At 60.9% G+C, this 17976-nt stretch carries 15 protein-coding genes; 9 read left to right on the top strand and 6 right to left on the bottom strand.

Annotation, left to right across the window (positions count from 1 at the left end):
* Positions 1-31 precede the first annotated feature (31 nt).
* On the bottom strand, positions 32-1276 hold the full coding sequence (gene urtA, locus HV822_RS05285; protein ID WP_396265142.1) for an urea ABC transporter substrate-binding protein: 1245 nt from the start codon (positions 1274-1276) through the stop codon (positions 32-34).
* A gap of 339 nt (positions 1277-1615) precedes the next feature.
* On the opposite strand from urtA, the gene HV822_RS05280 reads away from it, so the two are divergent.
* The 3 genes from HV822_RS05280 to HV822_RS05270 all read left to right on the top strand — a co-directional run bounded on the left by HV822_RS05280 (position 1616) and on the right by HV822_RS05270 (position 5714).
* Positions 1616-2308 carry a response regulator transcription factor gene (locus HV822_RS05280; RefSeq protein WP_238872710.1) on the top strand — a complete coding sequence of 231 codons (693 nt, stop codon included), beginning with the start codon at positions 1616-1618 and terminating at the stop codon, positions 2306-2308.
* Entirely contained in the window at positions 2305-3651 is a 1347-nt protein-coding gene (locus HV822_RS05275; RefSeq protein ID WP_238872709.1) for a sensor histidine kinase, read from the top strand. The genes HV822_RS05280 and HV822_RS05275 overlap by 4 nt, the downstream gene beginning before the upstream one ends.
* A 98-nt stretch (positions 3652-3749) precedes the next feature.
* Positions 3750-5714 (top strand): TonB-dependent receptor domain-containing protein, encoded by a 1965-nt coding sequence (locus HV822_RS05270; protein ID WP_238872708.1) that lies wholly within the window; start codon positions 3750-3752, stop codon positions 5712-5714.
* A gap of 369 nt (positions 5715-6083) precedes the next feature.
* On the opposite strand, the gene HV822_RS05265 is transcribed toward HV822_RS05270, so the two are convergent.
* Positions 6084-7265, bottom strand: a complete 1182-nt coding sequence (locus HV822_RS05265) for an acetyl-CoA C-acyltransferase (protein ID WP_238872707.1) — start codon at positions 7263-7265, stop codon at positions 6084-6086.
* A 227-nt stretch (positions 7266-7492) separates the two neighbouring features.
* Here HV822_RS05265 and HV822_RS05260 point away from each other — a divergent pair, with 227 nt between their 5' ends.
* Together HV822_RS05260 and HV822_RS05255 are read left to right on the top strand one after the other, a co-directional pair.
* Positions 7493-9178 carry a fatty acid--CoA ligase gene (locus tag HV822_RS05260; protein ID WP_238872706.1) on the top strand — a complete coding sequence of 562 codons (1686 nt, stop codon included), beginning with the start codon at positions 7493-7495 and terminating at the stop codon, positions 9176-9178.
* A 518-nt stretch (positions 9179-9696) separates the two neighbouring features.
* Positions 9697-11058 (top strand): DUF1329 domain-containing protein, encoded by a 1362-nt coding sequence (locus HV822_RS05255; RefSeq protein ID WP_238872705.1) that lies wholly within the window; start codon positions 9697-9699, stop codon positions 11056-11058.
* A gap of 49 nt (positions 11059-11107) precedes the next feature.
* On the opposite strand, the gene HV822_RS05250 is transcribed toward HV822_RS05255, so the two are convergent.
* A complete protein-coding gene (locus tag HV822_RS05250; RefSeq protein WP_238872704.1) occupies positions 11108-12046 on the bottom strand; it encodes an autotransporter domain-containing protein in 939 nt (312 codons plus the stop codon).
* A gap of 134 nt (positions 12047-12180) precedes the next feature.
* Entirely contained in the window at positions 12181-13548 is a 1368-nt protein-coding gene (locus HV822_RS05245) for an aminotransferase-like domain-containing protein (protein ID WP_238872703.1), read from the bottom strand.
* Positions 13549-13637: 89 nt separating this feature from the next.
* Between HV822_RS05245 and HV822_RS05240 the strand changes: the two genes are divergently transcribed.
* Together HV822_RS05240 and HV822_RS05235 are read left to right on the top strand one after the other, a co-directional pair.
* Complete coding sequence (locus HV822_RS05240) at positions 13638-14243, top strand: DJ-1/PfpI family protein (protein WP_238872702.1); 606 nt, start codon at positions 13638-13640, stop codon at positions 14241-14243.
* 44 nt (positions 14244-14287) lie between these two features.
* The gene (locus HV822_RS05235) at positions 14288-14674 is read left to right on the top strand and encodes a GFA family protein (RefSeq protein WP_238872701.1); all 387 of its coding nucleotides are present in this window, start codon (positions 14288-14290) and stop codon (positions 14672-14674) included.
* 43 nt (positions 14675-14717) lie between these two features.
* Here HV822_RS05235 and HV822_RS05230 read toward each other — a convergent pair whose 3' ends face one another.
* The gene (locus HV822_RS05230; RefSeq protein ID WP_238872700.1) at positions 14718-15059 is read right to left on the bottom strand and encodes a YggL family protein; all 342 of its coding nucleotides are present in this window, start codon (positions 15057-15059) and stop codon (positions 14718-14720) included.
* Positions 15060-15210: 151 nt separating this feature from the next.
* On the opposite strand from HV822_RS05230, the gene HV822_RS05225 reads away from it, so the two are divergent.
* Both HV822_RS05225 and HV822_RS05220 read left to right on the top strand, forming a co-directional pair.
* Positions 15211-15852 (top strand): MBL fold metallo-hydrolase, encoded by a 642-nt coding sequence (locus tag HV822_RS05225; RefSeq protein WP_238872699.1) that lies wholly within the window; start codon positions 15211-15213, stop codon positions 15850-15852.
* 65 nt (positions 15853-15917) lie between these two features.
* Positions 15918-16571, top strand: a complete 654-nt coding sequence (locus HV822_RS05220; protein WP_238872698.1) for an OmpA family protein — start codon at positions 15918-15920, stop codon at positions 16569-16571.
* Between the two features lie 435 nt (positions 16572-17006).
* On the opposite strand, the gene HV822_RS05215 is transcribed toward HV822_RS05220, so the two are convergent.
* Complete coding sequence (locus HV822_RS05215; RefSeq protein ID WP_238872697.1) at positions 17007-17930, bottom strand: acyltransferase; 924 nt, start codon at positions 17928-17930, stop codon at positions 17007-17009.
* Positions 17931-17976: the final 46 nt, after the last annotated feature.

The raw sequence follows: 17976 nt of genomic DNA, 5'->3' as shown, positions 1-17976 counted from the left end.
CGGGCAGTTGTCTGCCCGCCGGGTGGGCTGCTTATTCGGCGGTGGTGCCGACGCAGCTCTTGGTTTCGGTGTTGTAGTTGCCGCAGCTGACCGGTGCGGTCCAGTCGGAGAGCAGGTCCTTGCTGCCTTCCAGGTAGTCGGACCAGGCGTCGCCCGGCACCAGCTCTTCAGTGCTGGAAACCGTCAGGAATTGGCCGTCGTCCTGGATTTCACCGATCAGAACCGGCTTGGTGATGTGGTGGTTCGGCAGCATTTTGCTGGTGCCGCCGGTCAGGTTGGGTACTTCAACGCCAACCATGGCATCGATGACCTTGTCGGTATCGGTGGTGCCAGCGGCTTCAACCGCTTTGATCCACATGTTGAAGCCGATGTAGTGCGCTTCCATCGGGTCATTGGTGACGCGCTTGGTGTCGCCAATGTAGTTGTGCCAGGCCTGGATGAAGGCTTCGTTTTCCGGCGTCTCTTCGTTCATGAAGTAGTTCCAGGCGGCCATGTGGCCGACCAGCGGGCCGGTGTCGATACCGGACAGCTCTTCTTCACCCACGGAGAAGGCAACCACCGGGATGTCCTCAGCGGAAACGCCCTGGTTACCTAGTTCGCGGTAGAAAGGCACGTTGGCGTCACCGTTGATGGTGGAGACCACGGCGGTCTTCTTGCCGGCGCTGCCAAAGCGCTTGATCTCGGCCACGATGTTCTGCCAGTCAGCATGGCCGAACGGGGTGTAGTTGATCATGATGTCGTCTTCCGCCACGCCGTTGGCCTTCAGGTAGGCTTCCAGAATACGGTTGGTGGTGCGCGGGTAGACGTAGTCGGTGCCGGCCAGTACCCAACGCTCGATGCCTAGTTCGTCTTTCAGGTAGTCCACTGCCGGAATGGCTTGCTGGTTTGGCGCGGCGCCGGTGTAGAACACGTTGCGCGAGGACTCTTCACCTTCGTACTGCACCGGGTAGAACAGGATGCCGTTCAGCTCTTCAACCACCGGCAGTACGGATTTGCGCGAAACGGAGGTCCAGCAGCCGAAGATGGCGTCAACACCGTGCTGCTCCAGCAGCTCCCGGGTGCGCTCGGCGAACAGCGGCCAGTTGGACGCCGGGTCAACTACAACGGGTTCGAGCTGCTTGCCGAGCAGGCCGCCCTTTTTGTTCTGCTCTTCGATCAGCATCAGCATGGTGTCTTTGAGCGTGGTTTCCGAGATGGCCATGGTGCCGGACAGCGAGTGCAGCACGCCGACCTTGATGGTCTCCTCGGCCTGGGCGCTCATTGCCCCAAGCGCCATGCCACAGGCAACGCCCAGCGCGCCGACCTGTTTGACGATCTTCTTCAGAGTCATGTTCCTTTCCTTCTCTGTTGTTGTCTGGAGTGCCGGCAGGTGTTTCGCCGCCTGCAGAGCAGAGAGCAGGGAACGTGCCAATGTTTGACAATGCGTGACAATGTCAGCTGCAGAGCGCGTTTCAGCAGGGTTGGCAGTGGTTGTGGCGAGAGCCGGAGGCGGGGCTTCCCTGAAATGGTGCGCACTTTTTTGGTGCCACGCCCTGACGTGGTGCGAGGTCGTCAGCTGGGCGTTTGATTGTCATTTGGATATGATGCGCATTCTTATTTGCAAGGAGGGCGCAGCATGCCGGCGCCGTTGGGACACATTCTGATTGTTGAGGACGACCGGCAGCTGAGCGGTCAGCTGGGCCAGTTGCTGGAGCACACCGGGTATGCGGTGCAGTGCTGCGGTGACGGCACTGCGGGGCTGGAGCTGGCGCTGCGCGAACAGCACGACCTGTTGCTGCTGGACGTCAAGTTGCCAGGGCTGAACGGCTTTAGTCTGCTTAAGCGCCTGCGTCAGCACAGCCGCATGCCGGTCATCATGGTCACTGCTTCCAACGCGGAAGAAGAACGCATTCGCGGGTTGCGCCACGGCGCAGATGACTATCTGGCCAAGCCCTACAGCCTGGAAGAATTGCAGCTGCGCATCGATGCGGTGCTGCGTCGTGTGCGCCCGGTTGGTGCGCGGCAGGCCGAACCGGAGCAACTGACGGTTGGTTCGCTGCGTCTGGATCGTGCGCAGCAATGGGCCGAGGCCGGCGGTGTACGTCTAGACCTGACACCGCTGCAGTTTCGCCTGCTCTGGCAACTGGTCGCTCAGCGCGGCGAGGTGCTCTCCAAGCCGTACCTTTACCGTGTGGTGCTGGATCGCGAGTTCAGTCGTTACGACCGCAGCCTGGACATGCACATCAGCCGTATCCGGCGGCGCCTGATTGATGCCGGCTTGGGGGATGTGCTGCAGACCCAGCATGGCAGGGGGTATCTGTTCGCATGAATCGGCGCTTGTGGTGGAAGCTATGTCTGACGTTGGTGGTGGGCATGCTGGTGCTGTTCTGGTCTATTTCCCAACTGGCCCTGCAGACGGAAGAAGCGATGAGCTTCATAGATGAGGGGCATCAAAAAACCTTGCGCAATTATGCGGCGCAGGCTGAGGCGCTGCACAACGCCGGGGATGAACAGGCGCTGGCGCGCTGGCTGGAGACCTTGCAGCAGCAGGAGAACACCTGGGCCGGCGTGGTGCGCACGCAGCTGACGCCGCTGGGCGGCACGGTCGTGCCCGCAGGTTATGATGACGGCATTGCGCTCGGGCGTGATCTGTCATGGAAGATCCACCTCTACTTTGCCGAAAACCCGGTGATGGATGTGCCCTTTGCTGATGGGCATACGCGCTTTCTCATCAAGTTGCCGCAGCGCATGCGTCCCGGCAACTACTGGACCCACTCGCGTGTGCTGCTGCAGGTGGTGCTGCCCTTTACCGTACTGTTGGTCATTTGCCTGTTGCTCTATCGCCATCTGATGCACCCACTGCGCAGGCTGGAGCTGGCGACCCGGCGTTTTCGCGATGGTGACTACAGCGCCCGCGTGGGTGATGAGCTGCGCGGTCGCAAGGACGAGCTGGCCGGCTTGGCCAGGGTCTTTGATGCGATGGCCGAGCGTACCGAGGAGTTGATCCTGCATCAGCGTCAACGGCTGGCGGATATGTCCCACGAGCTGCGCACGCCGCTCACGCGGATCGAAATGGCCGTCAGCCTGGCGCGCCAGCAGGGTGGCAGTGCGGTCCTGCTGGAGCGCATTCACGGGGAGTGTAACGGCATGCGCCAGCTGGTCGAGGATGCCTTGACCCTGAGCTGGATCGAGCAGGAAGCGCCGGTGCTGCGTGACGAGTCGCTGGACCTGACCGAGCTGCTGGACAGTCTGATTGACGACGCCCGTTTCGAATTCGCCGACCGCCGGTTGGAGGTGTCGCTGCCGCCAGTCGCCCCTTTGGCACGAAGTAGCCATCGAGCATTGGGCCAGGCTATCGAGAATGTACTGCGCAATGCGCTGGACCACACACCTGCAGGGGGTGTGGTCCAGTTGGCGTTGCATGAGGCACCAGACAGCTGGCTGCTGACTATCACCGACCAGGGCAAGGGCGTAGCGGGTGAGCTGCTGGAAGAGATCTTTCAGCCGTTCTTCCGTGCCCCGCAAGCCGCGTCAGGGACGGCCGAACGCGCAGGTTTCGGGCTGGGGCTGGCGCTGGCACGGCGACAGATCATGGCCACCGGTGGCAGCATCGCAGCCCGTGCGGCGGACACTGGCGGCCTGTGCATGGCTATCCGCTTGGCCAAGCGCTGAAAGGTAACAAATGTAAAAGCGGTTTGATTTATCTCTCTGCTAAACAAGAATGTTGCGCAAATAAGAATACATGCCAACAACTATGCAGAGGATGCAGTATGCACCGTTACTCCACAGCAGGTCGCGTCGGCCTGCCATTCCGTCTTTGTTCTCTAGCGCTCGCACTGGCTGCAGCCAGTGCCCAGGCCGATGAGCCTGCCGAACTGCCAACCCTGGATGTGACCGGCCAGCACATCCAGCAGGCTGAGATTACCAGCGAAACCCTGGAGCACTTCCAGGCCACTGACCTGGAAGACGTTTTTGCCTCCGAGCCAGAGGTTAGTGTCGGCGGCGGCCACAGCGTGGCGCAGAAGCTCTATCTGCGCGGCCTTGAAGACACCATGGTGAACATCAGCATCGATGGTGCCCAGCAGGTCGGCCAGACCTTTCACCACACCGGACGGATCAATGTCGAGCCTGAGCTGCTGAAGGCGGTCGACGTCAAGGCCGGTACGCCTGACGCCTTGGCAGGCCCAGGTGCGCTGGGTGGTGCCATCCGCTTTGAGACCAAAGACCCGGAAGACCTGCTGCGTCCGGGCGAGTCCGCTGGCGCCTTGCTCAAGACCACCTACTTCAGTAACGCCGAAGGCTTCAAGGGCAACGGTACCCTGTTTGGCCGGCTCAACGATGCCTGGTCCGGCATGCTGATGGCCACCTACCAGGATCTGGATGACTACGAGGACGGCAACGGCGACACCGTACCCGCCACCGGTGCGCGGCAGTCACTTGGCTTTGGCAAGGTGGTGGGGCATCTGACCGAGGCTCAGACCGTGCGCCTGAGCTATGAACGGCGCGAGGATACCGGGCTGCGCAACCAGCGCCCGCAGTGGGTCGCCAGCAACTGGAACCCCAGCTATCCGTTGGAAAATGTGCGTGAAACCTGGAATGTCGGCTATGAACTGGCCCCCAGCGACAACCCGCTGCTGCACCTGGAGGTGTCGGCCTACCACACCGAGAATCAGTTGGAGCAGAACGTCATCGGTCGTTGGGGCATTTATGGTGCGCAAACCCAGTCCTGGGGTGGTGATGTGCGTAACACCAGCCGTTTGGGCGGCCATGAACTGACCTACGGCGTTGATTACCGTCGCGACAGCCTGATTGCCGGTCCGGGCAGCAATCCGGATGCAAGCGAGCAGAAGGGCAAGGTTTACGGTGTCTTCGTGCAGGATTACTGGAGTCTGGGCGAACGTTGGCTGCTGGGCCTGGGCGGGCGCTATGACCGTTACCAGCTCGACGGCAACCTGGGCGAGCGCTTCCGCGAAAGCGGCTTCAGCCCCAATACCAGCTTGCGCTTCCAGGCCACCGACAACCTGGGCCTGTGGGTTTCTCACGCACGAGCGTTCCGCGGGCCGCAGATTCGTGACGGCTTCAAGGTCGACTTCGCGCCGCTGGACCCGAACCTCAAGCCCGAGAAGGCGCGCAGCAACGAGATTGGCTTCGACTACATCAATGGTGGCTGGTTGCTGTCCGGTAAGTACTATCGCTCGAAGATTCAGGACGCCATCGGCGATCCGGAGCCGCGTCCACGCATCTATGAAAACGCGGGTGATCTGGAGTCCAATGGCTACCTGCTAGAAACCGCCTATCGCTGGACCCAGCTAAGTGTCGGTATGAGCTATCACCACAATGACACCGACCTGAACGACGGCTACGACCTGAACATGTGGCAGCACAATAGTCTGGGCACCACCATTGGTGACACCTGGACCATGAGCGCTGACTATCGCTTCAGCGACGCGCTGGAAATGGGCTGGCAGGGTCGCTTTGTCGAGCGTGTCTCGATGGATACGCTGGTGGGTGAAGTCGACAAGCCCGGTTACGGCGTGCAAGACCTTTACGCCAACTGGATGGTCCTCGACGACGAACGCCTGACCCTGTCGCTGACGGTCAAGAACCTGTTCGACAAGCAGTACCTGGATCAGGCCAGCAACGCCGACTTTGAAGGCGTGCCGGGCTACGCCGGGGTGATCGGAGCTTACGAGCCAGGCCGTGAAATCCGTTTGGGCATGGCGATGCGGTTCTAGGCGTTTGCCGCTACGCAAAACGGCCAACCCGCGAGGGTTGGCCGTTTTTTTGTTTCTGCCGGATTAATTGGGAGAGGCTCCCTGTCGATCGACTGTTGCATAGTGCTGTATTTGAGTCAGCTTTTCGCCTTTCACGGCGAGCCAAGGGGGGCTGCTTGCCCAGCCCCCCTTAGCGATCCCCCGGGGCACCCGACTACGCGGCCCTTCGGGTTCGCTGCGTTGCTCGATTTATCGGGGAGTCATAAAACTCGTCGCTACGCTCCTCAGACATCCTATGACTCTTTTTCCCGATAAATCTGCGCTACTCGCCCGCGTAAACGGGACGAACCCCATGTGCACACTTCACCATCGGTGCTTTCGGAAACAGCCTCAGACCAATTCGATGGCAACTGCCGTCGCCTCACCACCACCGATACACAGCGAGGCAACCCCGCGCTTACCGCCGGTCTGTTGCAGGGCGTTGATCAGGGTGATGATGATCCGCGAGCCGGTGGAGCCAACCGGATGGCCCTGGGCGCAGGCGCCGCCGTAGATGTTGACCTTGGCGTGGTCCAGACCGTGCTCACGCATGGCCAGCATGGTCACCATGGCAAAGGCTTCGTTGATCTCGAACAGGTCGACATCGGCCGCGCTCCAGCCGGTCTTGTTGAACAGATTGGTCATGGCGCCGATGGGAGCCAGTGTGAACTCGCTGGGGTCCTGGCTCTGGGTGGCGTGAGCAACGATACGAGCCAGCGGCTTGAGACCACGGCGCTCGGCCTCACCGGCGGTCATCATCACCAGAGCGCTGGCGCCATCAGAGATGGAGCTGGCATTGGCTGCAGTAATGGTGCCGTCTTTTTTGAAGGCGGGCTTGAGGCCCGGGATCTTGTCCAGATTGGCGTTCAGCGGCTGCTCGTCGTCTTTGACCACCACCTCGCCCTTGCGGGTCTTGACGGTAACCGGAACGATCTCCTTGGCCAGAGTGCCTGCCTCGATGGCCGCCTGCGCGCGCTTGAGCGACTCGATAGCATAGGCGTCCATGTCTTCACGGTTCAGACCGTACTGATCGGCGGTGTCCTGGGCGAATGAGCCCATCAGGCGACCGGTGCGGGCGTCCTCCAGACCATCGAGGAACATATGGTCCTTGATTTCGCCGTGTCCCATGCGCAGGCCGGTGCGCGCCTTCTCAATGATGTACGGTGCGTTGGACATGCTTTCCATGCCACCAGCTACCATCACCTGATTGCTGCCCGCCTTGAGCGCGTCGTGCGCCTGCATCACGGCTTTCATGCCGGAGCCACACAGCTTGTTGATGGTGGTGCAGCCGGTTGCTGCCGGCAGACCGGCGCCCAGGCTGGCCTGGCGAGCCGGGCCTTGCTTGAGGCCGGCGGGCAGTACGCAGCCCATGATGACTTCCTGCACGTCGGCGGCGTCGATGCCGGCGCGGGCGACGGCTTCGCGAATGCTCAGCGCGCCAAGCTCAGTGGCGCTGAGAGCCGACAGGCTGCCTTGAAAACCACCCATGGGGGTGCGTGCGCCACTGACGATGACAATGCTTTGATCCGACATTTTTCGGCTCCTGATTAGCGGGTGTGATTATCTTCTTGAAACTATGAACGGCAGTTCAGTCATAAATCGACTTTTGTTTACAATTATACGCATGATGGTGCCAAAGAAAATCCGTATGATGATTTGTGCTTGCGCTGACTGGGCTACGCTGAAACAGATGTCGCGGTTCGGCGGCGTACAACGACCGATTTCATGTCCTGACAATCCCAAAAACAGTAGGCCATTCAATGCTCAATACTCGTATCCTCAAGCCGGCTGATGAGGCGCATTCCACTCCGCTGCTGATCAAGAATCTGCTTCTGACCGGTCAGCGCTACGAGCGCACGCAGGAAATCATCTATCGCGACCAGGTGCGCTACGACTACCGCACCTTCAACGAGCGCATTTGTCGCGTTGCCAACGCCCTGACCAAAGCTGGCGTCAAGGCGGGTGATACTGTCGCAATGATGGATTGGGACAGCCACCGTTACCTGGAATGCATGTTTGCTGTGCCCATGATCGGCGCGGTGATGCACACCATCAACGTCCGTTTGTCACCGGATCAGATTCTCTACACGATGAATCACGCCGAAGACGTCGTGGTGCTGATCAACAGTGAGTTTGTGCCGATCTACAAGGCCATCGAAGATCAGCTGACCACCGTCACCACCACTATCTTGCTGACCGACGAGCAAGACAAGACAGCGGACCTGCCAGGCCTGGCTGGCGAGTACGAGCAGCTGCTGGCCGCCGCTGAGCCGACCTACGACTTCCCTGATTTTGACGAGAACTCGGTCGCCACCACGTTCTATACCACCGGCACTACCGGTAACCCCAAGGGCGTGTATTTCTCTCACCGCCAACTGGTACTGCATACCCTCGCGCAAGCGTCTTCGATGGCGGCGCTGGACAGTGTTCGCCTGCTGGGTAACCGCGATGTGTATATGCCGATCACCCCGATGTTCCACGTACACGCATGGGGTCTGCCGTACACCGCGACCATGCTGGGGATCAAGCAGGTCTATCCGGGTCGTTACGAGCCGGAGCGCCTGGTGCAGATGATCAAGGAGCACAAGGTCACCTTCTCGCATTGCGTGCCGACCATTCTGCAGATGGTGCTGAATGCCGAAGGGGCCAAGGATTTCGATTTTGGCGGTATGCGCGTAATCATTGGCGGCAGCGCTCTCAATCGCTCGCTCTACAACGCGGCCAAGGCCAAGGGTATGCATCTGAGCGCGGCCTACGGCATGTCCGAAACCTGCCCGCTGATTTCTGCCGGTTATATCAATCTGGAAGATGAGGCAGGCACCGAAGAGCAGCGCGCTAGCCAGCGTATCAAGGCCGGTGTGCCGGGCCCGCTGGTAGAGGCCCGGGTCATTGCCGCTGACGGCAGTTTCCTGCCCAAGGACGGTGTGACCCAGGGTGAACTGGTGCTGCGTGCGCCCTGGCTGACTCAGGCTTACTACCGTGAACCGGAAAAGAGCAAAGAGCTGTGGGCCGGCGGCTGGATGCACACCGGTGACGTGGCCACCATCAGCCCGACGGGTACCATCGAGATCCGTGACCGCATTAAGGACGTGATCAAGACCGGCGGCGAGTGGCTGTCCTCGCTGGAGCTGGAAGACCTGATCAGTCGCAGCCCGCTGGTGGGCGACGTGGCTGTGGTAGGTGTGCCTGATCCGCGCTGGGATGAACGTCCCTTTGCGCTGATCGTGCCGGCGGCCGGCCAAACGGTGAGCGCCCAGGCCATCGCCGACCACCTGATGCCGGCAGTAGAGGACGGACGCATCAACAAGTGGGCCATTCCGCGTCAGATCGCGGTGGTCTCCGATATCCCCAAGACCAGCGTCGGCAAGCTCGACAAGAAGCGTATCCGCGGTGATATCGCAGGCTGGCTGGAGAGCGGCGCAGAGTGCATCTCGGCGCTGGACTGATCCGCTGCTGAGGGCTGTTGTGGTTGCTAGCAGCCGCCGGTCAGGCGGTTGCCTGAAGCCCTAGCCAGCTTCCACAAGCCGCGCCAGGCATTCGCCTGGCGCGGCTTTTTTGTGCTGTACGTACGCTGTCCGTAGTGTGGTTCATGCAGGCATGACTGTCTCATTTACGTTTTTGCCACAAAACCCAAAAGATTGCCTGAAAGTGCCTTTCTAGAGGTGTCTTGGTTTTTTTTGATGGTGATTTATAGTGCGCTGAACGGGACGGACGGGCTTGATTAGCTCGCACTCAGACAGTAGAGTCGTCGTCCTCTCAAGTCTTATAAAAATCCTAATAAAATCCATCGCTGCGTGACCCTTTGACTATCATCGGGGGTACTGCGGGCGATGTTGTGCGTCTGAAAATCTGACGGCAGGCACCGCGTGTGCCCCTTGAGGGAAACACACCGGTCATGGTCGTTGCAGCTGCTGAGCTGTTGGCCGGTCACCCCAAACAACTCCAAGCAGAACAGGGCGATTCAATGAAACCCACACGTATTGTTTCCACACTCCTGGCTTCCGCGCTGCTGGCGCCGTCCGCGTTCGCTGCCGTGAGCGAGCAGGAAGCCGCCAAACTTGGTAACAGCCTGACGCCGATTGGCGCCGAAACCGCTGGCAATGCTGCCGGAACCATTCCTGCCTGGACTGGCGGTCTGGCTACCGATGCCGCCGCTGTCGATGCAAACGGCTTCCTGGCTGACCCCTACAGCGGCGAGCAACCGCTGTTTGTCATCACCGCAGCCAACTACGAGCAGTACGCAGATAACCTGGCGCCGGGCCAGATTGCGATGTTCAAGCGCTACCCCGACACCTTCAAGATGCGCGTATTCCCCAGCCATCGCTCGGCTGCCTTCCCGCAGGCGGTATACGACGCTGCGGCCAGCAACGCCACCCAAGCCTCGATGGTGCAGGGCGGTAACGGCCTGAACAACTACAGCCTGGCCTATGCGTTCCCGATTCCGGCTGATGGCCTGGAAGTGATCTGGAATCACATCACCCGCTACCGTGGTGAGTCCTTCCAGCGTACCGTTGTGCAGGCCACTCCTCAGGTGAACGGCAGCTACAACGTCGTGCGCTTTGTCGAGGAATATGCTGTTCCGGCCGGCCTGAAAGACTACGATGCCAGCAAGGCATCTGACATGCTCTACTACTTCAAGCAACAGGTAACCGACCCGGCGCGTCTGGCCGGTAACGTGCTGCTGGTACACGAGACCATCAACCAGGTGGCTACTCCGCGCATGGCCTGGATCTACAACGCTGGTCAGCGTCGTGTCCGTCGTGCTCCGCAGGTTTCCTACGATGGTCCAGGCACCGCGGCTGATGGTATGCGCACCTCCGACAACCTCGACCTGTACAACGGCGCGCCGGATCGTTACGACTGGGAGCTGGTGGGCAAGCGCGAGATGTTCATCTCCTATAACAACTTCGAGCTGGGTTCGCCGCAGGTCAAATATGACCAGATCTTCCAGGCTGGCCATATCAATCAGGACCTGACCCGTTACGAGCTGCACCGCGTATGGGAAGTGGTTGCCAACGTCAAGCCGAGCGAGCGTCACATTTACGCCAAGCGTCACATGTTCATCGATGAAGACTCCTGGCAGGCCGCTCATATCGACCATTACGATGGTCGTGGTGAGCTGTGGCGCGTAGGTGAGGCACATGCCGTTCAGCGTTACGCCGACAAGGTACTGGGTTACACCATGGAAACCCTGTACGACCTGATTGCCGGCCGCTACCTGGTAATGGGTGCCAACAACGAAGAGCGCAGCAACTACGATTACAGCTACAAGCTGTCCAGCGTCGAGTTCACGCCTACTGCTCTGCGTCAGTCTGGCGTTCGCTAAGCCGTCTGCCTGCAGTGATGCGCCCGGCCTTGTGCCGGGCGTTTTTGTTTCAGAAGCTCACCGCCAGGCTCAGAGCCAGGCCGGACACGCCGTTGCCGTACATGTGGCGCAAGAGCAGGCGGGTGCGGGTGACAAAGACGTTGTAGGCGCTGGAATCAAACTCGACACCGGCGCCGACGGTGGATAGCCGGTCAAAACCCAGGGCACCGCGCTGCTGGCCAATGTACTCGGAGTGCGAATACTCCAGCACGTAGCGCAGCGGGCGCTGCAGCACCGTCAGGCCGGTGGGCGCCCGATAGCGGCTCCACAGGTTGAGGGTTTGCGCGTTGACGTGGCCGTCGATGGCCTTGGTGCCACCAATGTTCTGCAGGTCCATGTAGCTGTAGCGCAGCTCCAGATCGACCTCGTAGTCGGGTTTCACCCGCTCCCAGTCCAGCATCAGTGCGCCACCGAGGCCCAGCGCGGCCATGTGGCCGTCGTCGAGAAACTCGATGTCGCGGTCATAGGTGTAATTGAGGTACAGGCGGGCGCTGTTCAGGTCGCTGCTCATATAGCCCAGTGCCACATTGCCGATTGGGCGCACCACCCACTCATCGTTGAGTGGAAAGTCCCAGCCGATGCCGCCTGCGGCAGTAACCGACGTCCATTTGGTTGGCAGCGTGCGCGACTGCACGCCGTCGGTGGCCACGAACTTGGGGTCGTAACGGCTGTAGGCAATTGAGCCTTCGAGATACAGCGGAATCTCGTCGCTCATGGTGGCCCCGCCGCCAAGCTGGGTCATTTGCAGGGCCGGGTTGCCGGTGTCGCGATCATTGATGCTGAGTGAGCTGGAGGCCAGGTCCAGCGTCATCGAGTAGGACATTAGCGTCAGTACGCCATTGATGGCATCTTCGACAGCGCCGTCACGCAGCTGCAATGCAGCGACCTGTGCCTGGGCTGCGGCACTGCCTAACAACAGTGCCGCAGCGCAGAAAAACCGTTTGAGCATGGATCGTCCTGTTCCTTTCAACGGCGGCTCTCGGCGAGCGCGCATCGTCAGCATAGTGCAGTTGCGCAGCGGATGCGCGTAACACCGGTCAGGTATTCAGCCGGCGTTGGCCCAGGCAGTGTGCTTTTGCGGGATCAGGGGCGCGCAACGGCAATCGACTCTGACACCCCGCATTCAACCGCCTCAATAACCTCTCTGACCTGCCGGAGGGCGAAGGGCAGCTGGTTGATGTCCAGCGAGCCCAGCGCCAATCGAATTGCCTGTGGAACCTGCTCACCTGCCGTGAAGGGCGCTGCGCTGGAGACCGACACGTTGCGCCTCATCAGCGCCGCCACCACCTCATCTGCGCGTACCGTTGCTGGTAGCGGCAGCCAGAGGAAGTAGCTGTTGGGGTGGCTGTGACAGCTCAGCCCGTTAAGCGCGCTGCGTGCCACCTGTTGCCGTGCAGCGGCGTCCCGGCGCTTGGCCTGTTCAAGTTGCTGCAGGGTGCCGTCGCTAATCCATTCACAGATCAGGCGGGTGAGCAACGCCGGGGTATTCCAGGTGGTTGCCCGGATGACACGTTCCAGGCTGGCGACCCAGTGGACTGGGGACACCAGGTAACCAACCCGCAGGCCGGTGGCGGCGTTTTTGGAAAAGCCAGAGACATACAGGGTGCGCTCCGGCGCAAAGCTGTACAGCGGTGGTGGCGGGTTGTCGGCGAGAAAGGCATAAGCGGCGTCTTCGATCAGCAGCAGATCGTGCTGGCGTGCCAGTGCCGCCAACTGTTTGCGCTGGGTACGGCTCATCACCCAGCCGAGCGGGTTGTGCAGGGTGGGCATGCAGTACAGTGCACGTACCTTGCGGCGTTGGCACAGCGCGTCCAGCGCCGCCAGGTCAGGCCCGTCAGCACTGGCCGGAACCGGTAGCAGGTCTAGTCGCAGGGATTCGGCAATGGTCTTGAAGCCGGGGTAGGTCTGGGCATCTACGGCGATTGCATCACCTGCGCGTAGCCGGCTCATCAGCGCAACGCTAAGCCCGTGCTGGGCACCGCTGACCAGCAGTACCTGTTCAGCGCTGACGGCCAGGCCGCGCTCGGCCAGGTAACCTGCGACGATGGCGCGCTCGTGCGGGCGTCCAGCATGCGGCTGGTAGCGCAGCAGGGTATCCAGATCACCGGCGCTGGACAGTGCGCGCAGGGCGCTGCGTAGCAGGTCTGCCTGTGCTGGCAGTTCCGGATAGTTGAAGTTGAGGTCAAGCATGCCTGGCGCGGTGGGGCGCTGGTCCACGCCGTGTCCCAGCGGCACACTGATGTCACGCACAAAGGTGCCGCGGCCCGCCTCGGCGCTGACCAGCCCCATTGCTGCCAGCTCGGCATAGACCCGCGAGGCCGTCACCAGGGCCATGTGCTGTTCTGTGGCCAGTGCGCGATGGGTGGGCAGTCGCGTGCCCGGCGGCAGTTGGCCGGAGCGAATCTGCTTGGCAAAGCGATCAACCAATTGCTTGTAGCGTGGTGCTGGCACGGTTGTATCCATGACAATTTATTGATCGTTATGCTCTGCTATCTGATGCTGGTCGGCAACTGCAGTGTGTTACCGGAGGCCTAAGCAGCATGCATATCAGTATTCTCACCTTCGACGGGTTCAATGAACTCGATTCCTTTATCGCCTACGGTATTCTCAACCGTGTGCGCCGCGCCGACTGGCGCGTGACCATCGCCAGCCCGGTGACTCGCCCGCGTTCGATGAACGGACTGGTGGTTGAGCGGCAGGTTTCGCTGGCAGAGGCATGCAGCGCCGATGCGGTGCTGGTTGGCAGCGGTATGCAGACGCGGCAGGTTGCGGCAGACGCGGATCTGATGGCGCAGTTGGCCCTAAACCCCAAGCGCCAGTTGCTGGCGGCGCAGTGCTCCGGCGCTTTGCTGTTGGCCAGGCTGGGTCTATTGCGCGGCATGCCTGCGTGTACCGACCTGACGACCCGGCCCTGGCTGGTGGAGGCGGGCGTTGAGGTGCTGGAGCAGCCGTTTTACCAGCAGGGGAATACCGCGACAGCGGGCGGCTGTCTGGCATCGGTCTACCTGACGGCCTGGCTTATCTATCGTTTGCTCGGGGAAGAGGCGGCGGCGCAGGCGATTCATTACGTCGCGCCCGTGGGCGAGAAGGATACGCTGGTGCAGCGGGTGCTGGCGCAGCTGGAGCGCCAGGGCGAGTGGAATTGATCAGCGCTTCCCTAGAGGATGAAATCTTGCTGGAGGGTAGGGAGATGAAAGCAGTATCGGGTGGCTGTCTTTGCGGCGCTGTGCGCTTGCGCGCTGTGGGTGAGCCGCTGCGTGTCGGTGTTTGCCACTGTCTGGATTGCCGCAAGCATCACGGCGCGCTGTTTCATGCCTCGGCTATCTTTGCGCTAACGGCAGTGCAGGTGATGGGGCAGACAGCTGAATACGCCGGGCGGCACTTCTGCCCGATCTGCGGCTCGTCGGTCTACTCGCGCAGCGGGGAGGAGATGGAGGTGCTGTTGGGCACGCTGGATGCGCCGAACCAGTTTACGCCCAGCTATGAGTTGTGGACCTGTCGTCGCGAGGATTGGTTACCGGCATTCCCGTGGATGCAGCACTATGAGCGTGACCAGGAGATGGAAGGCGGTCTGTAGGAGTGGTCACGCCGCCCGGCAGCAACCCGGCGGCGTTCAGGTATCAGGCTGCCGGAATCGGCATGCTCGGATACCAGGCGTCCTGCAGCGGGCTGACGGTAAAGCTGGCCAGCTCGTCGCGGCCTTTGAGCCAGTTTTCGACGGCGCTGCGCTGCTCTTCAGTAACCGAGCCGCGCTTGGCCAGGCAAATCAGGCCAAAGTCTTCCCCGCCTACGTAATCCAGACCGTTAGCGATGATGGCCTCGCGCAGGAATTGATTCAGGTAGCTGTCGATGGCGTCGTCGGACAGGTCTTGCTTGAATTCCAGATTCAGTTCGAAGCCCAGTTCCTGGAATTCGTCGACACAGAGTTTCTTGCGCAGGCGGCGCGAGCGGTTGGTAGCCATAAACAGTCCTCTTGGCAGGTGGGTGCGCGGATTGTAGCAGCTCCTCCATGACAGATGCTGCCGGCCGTCGTCTGGTGGCGCTGGTATACTCGGTTTATTCGACGGCTGCGCAACGTACGTGGCCAACTCCATCGCCTGACCTGGATAATCCATGCACCAGACACCCAGCCTGATCCGTGAAACCTTCCCCGTTGGCCCGCTGCAGTGCAATTGCACGCTGATTGGTGACCCGGTCAGCAAAAAAGCCATCGTGGTGGACCCGGGTGGGGACCATCAACATATTCTCAAGCGCCTGGATGAGCTGGGGCTCAAGCTGGTCAGCATCATTCACACGCACGCGCATCTGGATCACTTTCTGGCCTCGGGTGAACTGAAAAAGGCGACCGGCGCCACGTTGCATCTGCACAAGGAGGATCAGTTCCTCTGGGACAATCTGGAGATGCAATGCAAGATGTTTGGCGTGCCCTACACCCCGGTGCCTGCGCCTGATCAGTGGCTGAGTGATGACGAAGAGCTGGCCTGCGGCTGCGGTGTGGCGCTGCATACGCCGGGGCATACGCCCGGCTCGATGAGCTTCTGGTTTCCGCAGGACAAGCTGCTGATTGCCGGCGATACGTTGTTTCGCCGTGGCATTGGCCGCACTGATCTGTGGGGGGGAGATTATCGTCAGATTGAACAATCCATCCGTCAGAGACTCTATAGCCTCGATGAGGATGCGGTCGTCGTTACCGGCCACGGACCGGAGACACGCATCGGAGATGAGATTCGCGAGAATCCGTTTATTCGCGGCTAAGCTGCGTACAGGCAGGGTTGTGCCTCTGCCTGATGGTCTGGAACCAACGAAACAAGGGAATCAATATGAAAAGCCAAGGTTTGATTGTCGCCGGTGCCTGCGCACTGATGATTGCAGGTTGCACCAATAACCCCTACACCGGCGAAGAGCAGGCCGGCAAATCAGCGACCTACGGCGGTATTGGCGCACTGGCAGGGGCTGCGATTGGCGCTGCCACCTCCAGCAGCGACGACCGTGCCAAAGGCGCGCTGATTGGTGCCGCGGTGGGCGGCGCAGCGGGCGGCGGCTACGGCTATTACGTCGACAAGCAGGAGCAGCGCCTGCGTCAGGAGCTGACCGGTACTGGCGTGCAGGTCGTCCGTAACGGCGACACTCTGCAACTGGTCATGCCGGGCAACATCACCTTCGCCTCGGGCTCCTCCGATATTGCCAGCAGCTTCTATCCGACCCTGAACTCGCTGGTGAAGGTGTTCAAGGAGTTCGATCAGAACGGCATCAACATCGTTGGCCACACTGACAGCACTGGCTCCATGGAGCTGAACATGCGTCTGTCGCGTGAGCGCGCTACCAGCGTAGCGTCTTATCTGTCAGGCCAGGGCGTGAGCGGCGCGCGTATCAGCAGCGCCGGTGTTGGCCCCAGCCAGCCGATCGCCAGCAACGATACCGAAGCCGGTCGCGCTCAGAACCGCCGGGTAGAGATTACCCTGCGTCAGCTCTGATCAGCGGGCGTAAGTAGCAAAGGCCAGCCGGGTGACCGGTTGGCCTTTTTTTGTTCTCCGAGTAGCTGTACCGACGGAATCTGCCGAATGCTCGAATGGTGGAGCGTGCACCGAGGGTTTGTCCCGTTTACGCGGGCGAGTAGCGCAGGGCTGACGGGAAATAGGACGGCAGCATGTCTGAGGAGCGCAGCGACGAGTTCTGCCGGCCCCCGTTAGCCCGAGCAACGCAGCGAACCCGAAGGGCCGCGTAGTCGGGTGCCCCGGGGGATCGCTAAGGGGGGCTGGGCAAGCAGCCCCCCTTGGCTCGCCCTGAAGGCGAAAGGCCGACTGAGCAACAGCGCAATGTATAAACCGTTCAGTGGAGGGAAGGATCATCCTTGATGGGCCTTTTGCGTGGCAAGTCTTGCGCACGGCTAGCGCCCCAGGCGCCCAGCGCTATCGCTCCACTGCACGATCAGCCGGCGTCGGATATTCCTGATGCAGACGCGCCATGTGCGCGTCCTTATCGACCCACAGCTGGGTGACCCAAGCCTGAAACTCGGTGCGAAAGGCTTCGTCTTCCTGGTAGTTGCGCCCGATAAACTCGGTTGGAATCGGCTTGAGCTCCAGGTGCATCACAACCTGGGTAACCTTGCCGCACATCAGCCTCCAGAAGCTCGGGTTGCCGCCCGGGTAGTGAATGGTGATATCCAGCAGTGAGCGTAACTGCTCGCCCATGGCGTCCAGTACGAAGGCGATACCACCGGACTTGGGTTTGAGCAGGTAGCGGAACGGGGAGTTTTGTTTGGCGTGTTTGGCGGGTGTCAGACGGGTGCCTTCGAGAAAGTTGAACACCGCGACCGGCGTGCTTTTGAACTTCTCGCAGGCCTTGCGGGTAGTGGCCATGTCCTGGCCGGCCTTTTCCGGGTGTTTGGCCAGATAAGCCTTGGTGTAGCGCTTCATGAACGGGAAGTCGAGAGCCCACCAGCACAGCCCGATTACCGGGACCCAGATCAGCTCTTGCTTGAGAAAGAACTTCAGCATGGGCATGCGGCGATTCAGAACGTGCTGCAGCGCGAGAATGTCGACCCAGCTCTGATGGTTGCTGGTGACCAGATACCAGCCGTTGTAGTCCAGTTGCTCCAGCCCTTGAATGTCCCAGCGAATATTGCCGCTCAGGGCCATCCAGCCGCTGTTGCAGCGTATCCAGAATTCAGCAATGCGAATCATCACGCGGGTGCACCAGGTGCGCAGTGCCGGGATGGGGATCAGCTTGATCAGGGCGAAGAAGAACAGCACGGGGGCGTGGCACAGGGTGTTCAGCACCAGCAGAAGTGCGGCGAGGGTGCCGCGCACGGGGGCAGGCAGAAACGACAGCATGGGGGAGCTCGTTCAGTGGCCGCCCGCAGGCGGCCTAGTTTATTGT

The organism is Halopseudomonas maritima (assembly GCF_021545785.1).
GTDB classification, from domain to species: domain Bacteria; phylum Pseudomonadota; class Gammaproteobacteria; order Pseudomonadales; family Pseudomonadaceae; genus Halopseudomonas; species Halopseudomonas maritima.
Note: the sequence above shows the minus strand (reverse complement) of the source record. Positions and strands in the feature narration are given on the sequence as shown.

Bases quoted from the DNA above. Each gene is read 5' to 3' on its own strand.
- HV822_RS05225 (WP_238872699.1), top strand. From the start codon at position 15,211: ATGCACCAGACACCCAGCCTGATCCGTGAAACCTTCCCCGTTGGCCCG.
- HV822_RS05275 (WP_238872709.1), top strand. From the start codon at position 2,305: ATGAATCGGCGCTTGTGGTGGAAGCTATGTCTGACGTTGGTGGTGGGC.
- HV822_RS05270 (WP_238872708.1), top strand. From the start codon at position 3,750: ATGCACCGTTACTCCACAGCAGGTCGCGTCGGCCTGCCATTCCGTCTT.
- HV822_RS05215 (WP_238872697.1), bottom strand. From the start codon at position 17,930: ATGCTGTCGTTTCTGCCTGCCCCCGTGCGCGGCACCCTCGCCGCACTT.
- urtA (WP_396265142.1), bottom strand. From the start codon at position 1,276: ATGGCGCTTGGGGCAATGAGCGCCCAGGCCGAGGAGACCATCAAGGTC.
- HV822_RS05250 (WP_238872704.1), bottom strand. From the start codon at position 12,046: ATGCTCAAACGGTTTTTCTGCGCTGCGGCACTGTTGTTAGGCAGTGCC.
- HV822_RS05255 (WP_238872705.1), top strand. From the start codon at position 9,697: ATGAAACCCACACGTATTGTTTCCACACTCCTGGCTTCCGCGCTGCTG.
- HV822_RS05240 (WP_238872702.1), top strand. From the start codon at position 13,638: ATGCATATCAGTATTCTCACCTTCGACGGGTTCAATGAACTCGATTCC.
- HV822_RS05265 (WP_238872707.1), bottom strand. From the start codon at position 7,265: ATGTCGGATCAAAGCATTGTCATCGTCAGTGGCGCACGCACCCCCATG.
- HV822_RS05220 (WP_238872698.1), top strand. From the start codon at position 15,918: ATGAAAAGCCAAGGTTTGATTGTCGCCGGTGCCTGCGCACTGATGATT.
- HV822_RS05235 (WP_238872701.1), top strand. From the start codon at position 14,288: ATGAAAGCAGTATCGGGTGGCTGTCTTTGCGGCGCTGTGCGCTTGCGC.
- HV822_RS05280 (WP_238872710.1), top strand. From the start codon at position 1,616: ATGCCGGCGCCGTTGGGACACATTCTGATTGTTGAGGACGACCGGCAG.
- HV822_RS05260 (WP_238872706.1), top strand. From the start codon at position 7,493: ATGCTCAATACTCGTATCCTCAAGCCGGCTGATGAGGCGCATTCCACT.
- HV822_RS05230 (WP_238872700.1), bottom strand. From the start codon at position 15,059: ATGGCTACCAACCGCTCGCGCCGCCTGCGCAAGAAACTCTGTGTCGAC.